Origin of the sequence: Vibrio sp. 99-70-13A1 (assembly GCF_013114625.1) — a bacterium.
Lineage (GTDB): Bacteria > Pseudomonadota > Gammaproteobacteria > Enterobacterales > Vibrionaceae > Vibrio.
On the sequence record NZ_VTXD01000013.1, the window covers coordinates 82,704 to 94,989 of the forward strand.

A 12,286-nucleotide genomic window follows, 5' to 3' on the forward strand; every position below is an offset into this window, starting at 1 on the left:
TCACAATTATTGACTAAGCAACTGAGCACGTAAAAACATTCCCCTTCCTTTACCAAAAAGAGTTTGAGCGATTCTTCACACTTATGAAAACGCTCTGTATCACAAAAAATTCTAACAACCTTTATTTAAGGCTACTTTGACCAGAGGTATAGATTAAAGCTATAGCTAACACTCATAATCCTATTTCTCCTTCTTCCTCTGCATCGCTATAATTCACCCAAGATAATAAGAACTAGTAGAAGCTCTTATCACTTATGGATAACCTTCTGAAAATGGAACTGAACTATGAAACATGTATTAAAAACTCTGTCTATTTGTACCCTTGCTGCTTTATGTAATGCTCCTGCTGTCGCGATGGAAGAAGGTGAAATCACCATCTGGATCAATGGCGATAAAAGCTATGACGGTCTTGCTCAAATTGGTAAACAATTTGAAGAAGATACAGGCGTAAAAATCATTGTTCAGCACCCTGAATCTCTAGAAGCTAAATTCCAACAGCACGCGGCTACTGGCGGCGGTCCTGATATCATTTTCTGGGCACACGACCGCTTCGGTGGTTACGCAGAATCTGGTCTTCTACATGAAATCAAACCAAGCAAAGAATTCAAAAACAAGATTGTTGACTTCAGTTGGGACGCAGTAACAGTTGAAGGCAAAATTGTCGGCTACCCTGTTTCTATTGAAGCCCCTTCTCTTATCTACAACAAAGATCTACTACCAAACCCACCAAAAACATGGGAAGAGCTAGCTGATATCCAAAAAGATATGCAGAAGCAAAACAAGCAAGCAATCATGTGGGATATTAAGAATGCTTACTTCACATGGCCGGTTATTTCTTCTGGCGGCGCGTTTGCTTTTGAGAAAACAGCAGATGGCTACGATGAGAAAAGCACTGGCGTAAACAACGCAGCAGGTGTTCGCGGTCTTCAATTCTTAGTAGACATGGTTAACGAGGGCGTACTAAACCCTAATATGGATTACTCAGTAGCCGAAGCGGCATTCACTAAAGGTGACGCAGCAATGACCATCAATGGTCCTTGGGCTTGGGGCAACTTAGATAAAATGGGCGTTAACTATGGCGTTGCGGTTCTACCAACTTTAAATGGTGGTAAAGGTAACCCATTCGTCGGCATCCTAAGTGCGGGTATTAACTCAGCAAGTCCAAACACAGACCTAGCGGTAGAGTTCTTAGAGAACTACCTATTCTTAGATGAGTCTCTAAAAATCATGAATGATGACAAGCCACTAGGTGCAGTAACACTGAAATCATTCCAAAAAATCCTAGAGAGCGATGACCGCATTAAGTCAACAATGACCAATGCAGAAAACGGTGAAGTAATGCCGAACATCCCTCAAATGACCGCTTACTGGTTTGCTGAAGGCGCTGCAATTGATAACGCAATGCAAGGTAAGCAAACAGTAAGAGAAGCGCTAGATATGGCTGCTAAACAAATTACTAAATAATTCCAAGTCCTATATTTTAAGTACAACATTCCAAGTACTAATTGTCCGTAAGTTTGGCACAGTTCGCTGTGCCTTTTTTCATTTCTGGAAATTACATCGCTATGCAAATCCCTACTCTCTATCTTAAAGGCACTTTTAATGGTTGGGGGTTAGACACCCCTTTCATTTCGCTTTCAGAACACCGCCTACAAACAACCGTCTGTTTATCTACGGATCAATATCGCTTCAAGATATCCGACTTAGACGGCACTGAGAATTGGACCTTATCTGGTCATGCCAATAATCCTACCGTGTGCAAAACGGATACACTGACTCAGCTTGTCACCACTCAGGGGATTGGAAACGACCTTCTGTTTTCACCTTCAGCTCCAGGCTTATTTACGTTAGAGCTTAATTTCCAAGGTGATGTTCCTACCATTACCTTTGCTGAAGGCGAGCCTCAAAACCACCGCCCAACAAGACAGCTAACTGATACAAGCCTAATTGCGGACGCTGCAACACAATCAACAATAGACTGGCACAAACCTGACTTTGCGCTCCCACACTATGAATTATTCCAACAGCTCGCGATAACCGAAATGGAAAGTTTTCCGTTTGTATTTGGTGATAATGTAGATGGTTACTATCACGGAACGACGCACAGCTTTGTGAACAGTGGTAAGTATCGCCACCACCAAGGGTGGGTTTTAGGCGGTTTTGCCAGCTTCGTAGACCATAAGATTAATGACAAAGAATCCGCTAATCATGCCAGTTTGATGCCTTATGGCATTGAGCATCACTATTCCAATCAAAAAAACCATACATCTTCAGACTGTTTGAGCATCATTCAAGGGTCTAGGCTGGCTTGTTTACATGTGAACGCTGAAGACAAGGCAATGTTAGCCATAGTCCCTGAACTGAACATTCCGACCACACACTCAAGCATTCACTCTGAGCAGAACTGTATAACCATAGAGCTTGACCACAGTATTTGCCCAGAAGGCAGCCCGCGTTTTATTTCAATTGCTGCGGATAAATCAATTTCTGCAAAAGAAATGACACTCGCCAATTCACCAGAACTCGACACGGTGATGCGCCTATCTGAAAACAATGTGAAACTCAAACTGGAAACTCAACAATCAGAGCATTCATTGTGTGTGTACTTATCTTTTGGTGACACACTTGAAGAGACTCAATCTCAAGCAGTAAAAGCCGTTGAAGAGTCCGCATTTATTTCTCATCAACAAAGCATCTACCAATTTCTACTTAAAAACTACTTGTGGACCAACGACATCCACTTCAATAAATCGGTGATGTGGGCTCGCTTATCTAGCCGCACCTTTGTAAGCCATGAATTTGGAACCGGCATTTGGGCAGGGCTACCTTGGTTTAAGGATTGCTGGGGCAGAGACACCTTTATTGCTCTATCTGGCACTAGCTTAGTCAATGGCTTATTTGATGAAGCCAAAGCCGTAATTCAGAATTTTGCCTCAATGCAAATGTTAGATAAAGAATCTAAAAACTTTGGTCGTATTCCTAACCGAGTCACCAGTAAATCTAATATTATCTACAACACCACAGATGGCACGCCGTGGATGATACGAGAAGCCTTAGAATACATAAATTACTCGGGTGATACTGAGTTTGCTAAAGACATTTACCCAACGGTGAAACGCTTTATTGAGGGCGTTGAAAAAGAATACCTAGATTCAGACAATTTAATGTCGCACCGCCACCCTGACACTTGGATGGACGCAAAAATCAATGGTATTACGCCTTGGTCGCCAAGAGGACCAAAAGCTAATGACATTCAAGCGCTGTGGTTTGAAAGTGTAAATTGTGCAATGCATTTGGCTGAGTTAGTAGATGACCAAGACGCTAAGTCGGAATGGCAAAAACTATCTTCTCGCATAAAAGAAAGCTTCAAAAGTAAATTCTGGGATGCTCAGAACCAACAGCTGGCGGATCATTTATCTACTGGGGATAAGCCTGATTACAGCATTCGACCTAACCAGTTAATGGTATTGTCGATCCCACAAGATAGCGTCATGACAGATGATATTATTGAGCAACACATCGTGAAAAATGCGGTTGAAACTTTGCTTTTCCCTTGGGGTATTTGCTCGCTTCAGCAAGAGCATATTGATTTTCACCCATACCATGACAACCAAGTTCAATACCACAAAGATGCGGCCTACCATAACGGTACTATTTGGGGATGGAATTCAGGTTTTACCGTGAGTGCGCTTAACCGATTAGAGCAGCAAGAGTTAAGCTACACGCTTTCTAGAAATCTAGGTCAGCAGATCTTAAAGCAAGGGTGCCGTGGTGCAATGAGTGAAAACTTAGATGCTTACCAAACAATAACTGAAGAAACTGTCGCTGAGCAAATAATAACCAAAGACACGATCGCTGAGGGTTCTACAGCATCAAACCTACTGCTTGAAAGCCCATTAGTTGAATCCGGGACATTTGCCCAAGCTTGGTCTGCCTCTGAATATGCTCGAAATGCTCAGCAGGACTATTTAGGCTACCGCCCACAATTATTGGCTAATCGCATTCATTTGACCCCTCGGCTACCAAGCTCATGGGCTACTTTAAGTGCAACACTCCCTTACGGAGAAAACGGTCTGCTTAAGGTTCAATTCAACAAAAATGAAGATACTAGCCATTATGTAATCGGCGCAGCACAAGCTTCAGAGCTGGGGCAAGAACCAAACAAGCTGCAACAAGATAAACTACAACTTTGCATCACCTTGAGCGTGAGTGAGGCGACAGACGTTAACATTGAGTGCCCAGTGAGTACTGAACTAGACATAGTCATTAATCATAAAACGGGGGAAGTAGTCGCAAATACCGAACAAGGAAATGTGACTATTATTCCAAGTAAACGATACCCACTCTTAGATGATTTACACTTCGCCAAACCTGATTTTACTCGCCAGCATCAAAGTATGCTATCCAAAGACTATTTATTAAATAAGAGAACTGAAGAGAACTTAGAAGTCGCCAAAGACTAATATTTATCATCACCTCCCTTCACTCGATTAAAATAAAGGAAGCGATCAAAAATGGCGTTTGAGTGTTCCCTCAAACGCCATTTTTATTTTAGGCTTGCTTATTTCAAGATTGAACGCTCAATATACTGCGGATAAAAGCGGGGAAACGTTCAGCCCATGCTATTTCATTATGTTCATGCCCTTCACCTTCAACATAGAACAACGAGACATTGCTTTTATCTTCTAACAACGTTTTCATATCCCGAGAACCTGATAGATAAACCTCAGCAAAATCGACCGTTGAGCCCTCTCTTTTTTCATTGGTTCCCATGTCCATGTAAATATTCATGGGTAATCCAAACTCAGCTTCAGACGCCAACTTAAAAAAAGCAGAGTAATTAAACCAAAAAGCTGGAGAGAATACTCCAATACCAGAAAAGACCTGTTGATACTTAATACCGCCATAAAAGCTGATTAAGCCACCCATTGAACTTCCAGCCAGATAAGTAGATTCACGTTGTGGGTTGGTTCGGTAATTACCATCAATATAAGGCTTTAAAGTGTCACAGATAAAAGCAAGGTACTCATTTCCTTCCCCTCCGTGTTTTAGCAGCTCTTTTTCAATACCTAAAGCAAGAACAGAGTCACTGGCTTTCCATGGTGAGTACTCATCATAGCGGCTCATTTTATCTAGCTCATCACTGCTATCAACAGCCACTACTATCATGCCATTTTGCTCAGACCTTCTCTGCATGACATCCAGAGTGTCACGAACTTTCCAGCTCATTCCGTAAGTAGCCGTTTTTTCTTCAAAGACATTTTGTCCATCATGCATGTACAGCACAGGATAACGCAGTTCAGAAGCCTCATAGCCTATCGGTAAATAAATGCGAACCGTTCGGAAACGGTTGAGTTGCGGGATGAAAAAATCAGAAAGGATGACGAGTGTTGATTCCTCTGTATGCATGACATCTCCTTACACCAACAAAGTTTGGCTCAAAAATATAATTGATAAGTACATAAAATTAACGCCCCTTTCGGAGCGTTAATGAATAATAGATATATGCCGTAAGCCGAAACTACTTAGCGTTAACTGCTCGTACAAACGCTTCTTGAGCACCTTCAACATTCAATGCTTTCGCTTCATCAAGTAAGCCTAGAGCTTTAGGTACATCACCTGATTTCACCGCTTTTTGAATAGCAGAAATATAGAAATCTTGAGTTTCTTGCTGAACCTTAATGGCTGTAGTGGCTGCCGGTTCTGCAACAACAGGGGCAACGGCTACTGGCGCAACTGCCGCTGTTGCTCGGTATGGACGAAGCTTCAAAGTTTCTACTTCAAGCTCGATTCGACCACCAAGACGGTTGGTATAGACAGGGTCAATCACCATTGGCATCACTTCGCCGAACTCTTTGGCGCGCACCTTTGCCGGGTGATCCACCTTAATAGCTTTTCCAAGCTCATCTGCTGGCGTGTAGATGATCATATATGGCGTTTTGCTTGCATCAACGCGCAAACGTTCTACGTAACTTGTACGAGTAAAAGCATCGGATGCTTGTACTTTAAAATCATCAAACTTTACGGTTTTCGTAGGCTGGAAGGCTTCATCGAGGAAGATAACTTCTGGTGCAAATACAGAATCATCAATCATCAGGCTTGAAAGCGTCACGACCATTTCACTTGAACGGTCGCTGAATTTGAAGGCAGCAAAGTGGCTGTTACCCGTAGTGAAGTTGCCTACCGGTGAGCCTAAATCAATATCAAATTTTAAATCTTCATTATCGTTGAGCTGAGCATAAGGGAATTGCGTAAAATCGCTGCAGCAAATTTCTGAATTAGTTGGTGGAGAAAGTTCAGTTTGAACTTGAGCGTCAGATGCACAACCGCCTAGCAAGGCACCTAGTACCACGGCTAAAATAGAGCTTTTATTTTTCATTGTAATCTCTCTTACTAATGGCTGTTATAAGGTAAAACACAAAAAGGCAGCCAAAGGCTGCCTTAATATTATATCGGTTTTAGAACCAGATTTCAGTGTGTACACCGAATACGAATTCATCATCACCACTGTCAATGCCAATTTGCTTAGCACTTGCTTCATCATCGGCTTTAATGTAGCTGATGTAAGGCTTAACTTGTGGACGACCGAAGTAGTCAGAGTTAGCTGTGAATGCAGTCGCAATCTCAAGGTTGATGATGTTACTTTCTAGATCATCACCTGTACGACCCCAGTAACCTTCGTCACCTTCTTCATGACCGTAAGAAGCTGTCGCTTCAAGACGAACATTGTCGTTCAATTTGTAAGAAGGACGAGCTGCCACGATGTAACGAGTCAGACCTTCAGCACCCCATAGTTGGTCAAGTGCAGTGATGTAAGTTACTTCTGTACCTAGCTGCCATTTTTCAGAGATGTTAAGTACACCGTAAGACGTTAGGAATAGAGATTCAGCATCATCATTACCGCCAGACCAGCCACCGAAGTTAACACCACGGTTTTGCATCACACCAGAACCGTAAGCAATCGCGTTTTGTGTCCAACCGTCAAGACCGTAGTAGCTAGTATTAAGTGTTACAGCAGCACCCATACCATCTTCATTCTCGCCATCTACAACTTTTTTACCGTATTTGAAGTCGAAATCTAGGCTACCGATACCAGCGTCAACGCCGTAGTAGTAAAGGTCAACAGAAGAAGCTGTAGTTCGTTCAGCACCAGGTGCAACTTGACCTGCATCTGGATCAGCCATTACGTAAGCGATACCCGCTGTTTTGCCATCAAGCTTAGTTTGGATACCAGCACCAATACCTGAAGATTGTTTCCAGAACTCACCAGAAAGGATACCCGCAGCACGGTTTAGGAAGCGTTGACCACCCCAGATAGAAGTGTCTTCACCTAGAATACCACCAAGCTCTACGAACGCTTCTTTAACTTCAAACTGAGCCGTTGTATTTGCTTTTTGGCTACCTGAAGAAGAGTAAGCATAAGAGTTACCATTACCATATTCAGTACGTAGAACGTAATCAGCCCATACACCGTTTTGGTATTCAGAATGCTTCTTAATTACGAATTCAACTTGGTTAGTACTCTTACCGTGAGTACCTGCTGTTTTGTAATCAGGCTTACCGAATTCAGTATCTACCGTTGTGCCATCTACAACACGAACGTTAGAAGACATGTAACCATGCACTTCCCAACCGTCAGCGATAACGTCAGTAGGGTTTTTCACCTCTACTTCCATTGCAGAGTCACCACTTGTTACATCTAATGCAACTTCACTTTCTGCAAACGCTGAACCAGCAACTAATGCGGAAGCCACTGCAGCAGCAATCAAACTTACTTTTTTCATTCTTAACTCCATTAAGGACGATTTCATTATTAATATTTTTATTTTTGCTCTCATGCAGCGCCAAAGGCAGTAATGGCAACATAACGTAGAGAGGTACTAGGGTTTCCCCTACAATTCGTTTCAACGGGGTCAATATTAAGAAAGGATGACAACTTTGACTTCCTCCACCCTTAGCTAATTTAGGGGGGATGAGAAAGGCGTAGAAAATATACAGAACGGTGTTTAGGGGAGTTAGATCACTTAAGTTAGGAGGAGTAGACCGCACCGAGATCGACTTATTCACCATAAATGAGACGCGCATCAAATATATAATTTGAACAAATTAAAAATAAAATAATTTAATAAATAATTATTCTGTGAAGATGCTTGACCTTACTGTGACAAAGCTTTTTACTTATAGTTAACTGATGCTGTTTAACTGAACAAGAATAATAAGCAATGACTAAAACTCTCTCTCGCCCTTATCCACTAGGCGCTACGCTAAGTAATGCTGGTTGCAACTTTTCTATTTATTCCCCTGAATGTAAATCTATCTCTCTAGCTTTATTTGACGATAAAGATGAATTCAAAACATATAAATTAGAGGGAGAGTACGCAGGAATTAAACATACATTCATTGAAGACATTAAAGCTGGGCAAAAATACGGTTACATCGTTGAAAAAAATGATGGTTCTTTATTACTATCAGACCCGTACGCGAAAGCATTAAGTAAACCTTTACATTACAGCACGCCTTATACAAACGAAAAAAGCTTTGCTATGGCTAAGTGTGTCGTCACTGATGACAAGTTTGACTGGCAAGATACTGAAAATCCAAGAATTTCACGTGAAGACACCGTTTTATTCGAAACTCATGTAAAAGGTCTTTCTAAGCTTAACCCGGAAGTTCCAGCCAAAGATCAAGGTCGTTATTTAGGGTTAGTTAGCCCCGAAATGCTCGCCTTTTACAAGCAGCAAAATATCAACTCATTACAACTTCTTCCAGTTGCTGCATGTATGCACGAACCTCATCTTCTTGATATGAAAAAGGTGAATTACTGGGGCTACAACCCCTACCTTTTCATGGTTCCAGATCCTCGCTATGCCGATAAAGACGCCGTAACCGAATTAAAAACCGCTATCCGAGAACTTCACCGTAATGGTATCGAAGTCATTCTAGATGTGGTTTATAACCACACAGCTGAAGGCGGCGAAGGTGGTACGGTCTTTAACTTAAAAGCGCTCGACCAACGGTTCTATATTAAACACGGTCACCACTTCGCAAATTTCACTGGCTGTGGTAACACCGTTGATCTCACTTATCAGCCAGCTCTTAACTTAGTCATGGACACGCTTCGTTACTGGGTAAGTGAATATAAAGTGGATGGCTTTCGATTTGACTTAGCGGCAACACTTGGGCGACAAGGTGACGACTACAACCCTGAAGCCGCGTTCTTCAAAGCAGTGGCTCAAGACCCTGTTCTTCGTGAAACCAAACTCATCGCAGAACCATGGGATATCGGACCAAATGGCTACCAAGTTGGTAATTTTCCACTCGGTTGGAACGAATGTAACGACAAGTTACGTGATATTACCCGCAGCTTTTGGCGCGGTGACCAAGGCTATTTAAAAGAATTTGCGACCCGCTTAATGGGTTCGCGAGACATTTATAGCGCGGCTCATTGGCCTTATAAATTAACGGTTAACTACATCACTTATCACGATGGTTTCACCATGCAAGACCTTGTCTCTTATAAACATAAGCACAATGAAGATAATGGTGAGCATAACCGAGATGGTCACGGTGATAACCGCTCTGAAAACTACGGTATCGAAGGCGAAACTGAAAACTTATTAGTTATCGCAACGCGCGAAAAACAAAAACGCAACTTTATGGCAAGTTTGCTGTTTGCTTTTGGTATTCCTCATATCCTAACTGCAGATGTGCTTTCACATAGCCAAAAAGGTAACAACAACGCTTATTGCCAAGATAGCAAAACAAGCTGGCTAAATTGGGAAGCCTCAGAGCGTAAAGATTATTTCAAAAGCTGGCTTTCTGAAATGGTTGCCGCTCGACAAGAGTATATGGTGCCTTTCATCAAAGCCTTTAGTGGTGATAGACGAAACTCAAACCGAATATTCTGGAGCCGAGTCGACGGCACAATCATGGAACATGACGACTGGAACCGCTTAAGCTCTGTTGCACTTCACTTAGGTATTGGTAAAGAAGGTAATGAGCTCATTTACTTAATTAACCAGACGAATGCGCCAGCTAGGTTTACTCTGCCAAGTGATCGTGACCAAACTTGGACAACTATCTGCGATACTAACTTACGCGATGTAAAATCATGTTCAGCAGAAGGGGAGATGTTGCTGTCTCCTACCTCAATGGCAATTTTACACTACGCGCCGGATGCTTAATGCTTAATGCTTAATGCTTAATGCTTAATGCTTAATGCTTAAAAGAATAAGCAATATATAAGAGCCAGCTAATTTATAGTTGGCTTTTTTTTAAGCTAATCATCACAAAAACCCTAAAACAATATGGAATCATTTGCATTGATGTGGTTGTGAAAACTGTTTACTATGCTGCCACTATAAATACAGATTCACCACGTCTTTGGATATCATGGCTTTACCTAAAACACTTATTCGGCTGACAAGACCGTACATAATATTATTAACAGGCTTCATGCTTTATTTAGCAGCATCTCAATTAAAGGAAGCAGAAAACTCCGCTCATACTCAATCTTCATCAAACATTCGGATCGCCGCCGATCTAGTAAGATCAAACATCGAAGCTACTTTTGCCAAATTATACTTGCTAGAAAAATCATTGCTTCCTTCTCTTCATACAGAAAACGAACAGCATGATTTTGATATCCTGGCTAAAAACATTCTTAAACGATCTTCTTATTTTTCTGACATCATTCATTTCAAACCAAGAACCCAAGTTTACTCTTCTTCTAAAAACCAACCTTTAACTAATAATGTTATTGAGAGCATTCAATGGCGGCCCATTCAAAGCCTCACTGGTGATTTCTTCGTTTCCTCTGTTTACCAGAAGCCTAATCAACGCTGGGTATTTTCAGTTAAGCGCAGCAATTTACCTTTAGATGAAGAAGTTTGGATTGAGTTTGATTTATTGCACACCACTCAAGGGCTAAGAGATCTCAAAACGCTCAATAAAGGCTATGTTTTTGTCGTAGATAAAAGTACAGAGAAGCTGCTGTTCCATCCAGATCCGGCTCGAATTGGTAGCCAGTCCATCAGTTACAATGCAGGAATCAAATCCCTTTTAGATTCAGGCTTAACCAGCGGAAAATACGAGTATTACTATCAAGGCAACTTTAAAGTTTCCGTTTTTGATGCAGAGAACGATTTAAACTGGGTCTTTATTGCAGGAACTGATCGCCGAGAAATTTTATCTTCTTCTTATCAATTTACTATTGCCGGCATTTTAATCGCATCAATGCTGCTGCTGTGGTTAGTATTCAATTACCTCACACACCAACTGAACTCATCACTTATGGTGCTCAACCAAGTGAATGACTTAGCGAGCTTTAAACATCAGTTAAAATCCATCTTTGATAAATTCACTCATCACTGTGGAGTACAATTCTGCCTGTACGACCAAAAATCACAGAACTTTAGCACGCTTGATTACCATGGAAATAAAACCATCATACATTCAGACGGATCTCTAGCAGCTAGCTTTCAACCAAACACTTTGACCTATCAAGGCCGCCAATACACGGACTCTCTCGCAAAGAAACTAAGAATTCACCAGCGTCATTACTGCATTCCGCTGTATTCAAAAGAGCAGTTAATAGCAGTGATCTATGTGAGCAGTTACTTCCCAATAAGTAGCAGTATTTTGCGCCTTGTTAGAAGTTACACGGAAGTCTCTTTAGCAAATTTACTTCTCAATCATCAATTGAAAAGCATAGACGTGATGACGCAGCTAGAAAATAAGGCTTTCTTCCACAACACGTTAGAACACTACAAGAACACGCCTGATACTTTCTTAGCTCGTTTAAGCATTGATAACTTTGAATACATCAACCGCCACTACGGCGAACAAGTCGGTGACACCGCCATTATTAGCACTGCGGATACCATTCGAGATCATTTCCCAAAACCAAAAGGGATAAGTTTGGCTCGATTAAGCGGCAATGAGTTCGGTATTTTATTTCATGCCAATAACCATGAAGATGCAAAATATCAGCTAGACCAATGCAGGGTCGCACTATCAGATAAAACCATAGGTAAACCGTTAGATTCGCTTCCTCTGGGTGCCAGCATCGGTTATACCAAAATTGTTGAGTCCCATGCATGCAGCCTAGACCACGCTGAACATGCAAAAAAACAAGCAAGGCTGCTAGGAAGAAACCGTGTAGAAGTGTATGTATCTACCCAAGAGATTGCCTCTTAACCGTGCTGTGTTATTAACACTGCTAGCTTCTGCACAGCAACAGGCTTTAATCAAAATGGTTAGCCTATATCCAAGATACTCAGCTTAA

7 protein-coding genes are annotated in these 12,286 nt (G+C 41.7%); 4 read left to right on the top strand and 3 right to left on the bottom strand.

Annotated features, from left to right (window positions below; all coding sequences use genetic code 11):
* Positions 1–285: 285 nt before the first annotated feature.
* Both malE and F0226_RS10425 read left to right on the top strand, forming a co-directional pair.
* Positions 286–1,464: a maltose/maltodextrin ABC transporter substrate-binding protein MalE gene (gene malE, locus F0226_RS10420; RefSeq protein WP_171735572.1), complete on the top strand. Its 1,179-nt coding sequence runs from the start codon at positions 286–288 to the stop codon at positions 1,462–1,464.
* Positions 1,465–1,565: 101 nt separating this feature from the next.
* Positions 1,566–4,463 carry an amylo-alpha-1,6-glucosidase gene (locus F0226_RS10425; RefSeq protein WP_171735573.1) on the top strand — a complete coding sequence of 966 codons (2,898 nt, stop codon included), beginning with the start codon at positions 1,566–1,568 and terminating at the stop codon, positions 4,461–4,463.
* Between the two features lie 103 nt (positions 4,464–4,566).
* Here the strand turns inward: F0226_RS10425 and F0226_RS10430 are convergent, their stop codons facing one another.
* The 3 genes from F0226_RS10430 to F0226_RS10440 form a co-directional block, all read right to left on the bottom strand.
* Positions 4,567–5,409, bottom strand: a complete 843-nt coding sequence (locus F0226_RS10430) for an alpha/beta hydrolase-fold protein (protein WP_171735574.1) — start codon at positions 5,407–5,409, stop codon at positions 4,567–4,569.
* A gap of 112 nt (positions 5,410–5,521) precedes the next feature.
* Positions 5,522–6,379 carry a MalM family protein gene (locus tag F0226_RS10435; RefSeq protein WP_171735575.1) on the bottom strand — a complete coding sequence of 286 codons (858 nt, stop codon included), beginning with the start codon at positions 6,377–6,379 and terminating at the stop codon, positions 5,522–5,524.
* Positions 6,380–6,458: 79 nt separating this feature from the next.
* Positions 6,459–7,784 carry a carbohydrate porin gene (locus tag F0226_RS10440; protein ID WP_171735576.1) on the bottom strand — a complete coding sequence of 442 codons (1,326 nt, stop codon included), beginning with the start codon at positions 7,782–7,784 and terminating at the stop codon, positions 6,459–6,461.
* A 438-nt stretch (positions 7,785–8,222) separates the two neighbouring features.
* Between F0226_RS10440 and glgX the strand changes: the two genes are divergently transcribed.
* Together glgX and F0226_RS10450 are read left to right on the top strand one after the other, a co-directional pair.
* A complete protein-coding gene (gene glgX, locus F0226_RS10445; RefSeq protein WP_171735577.1) occupies positions 8,223–10,184 on the top strand; it encodes a glycogen debranching protein GlgX in 1,962 nt (653 codons plus the stop codon).
* A 271-nt stretch (positions 10,185–10,455) separates the two neighbouring features.
* Positions 10,456–12,198: a diguanylate cyclase gene (locus F0226_RS10450; protein ID WP_171735578.1), complete on the top strand. Its 1,743-nt coding sequence runs from the start codon at positions 10,456–10,458 to the stop codon at positions 12,196–12,198.
* Positions 12,199–12,286: the final 88 nt, after the last annotated feature.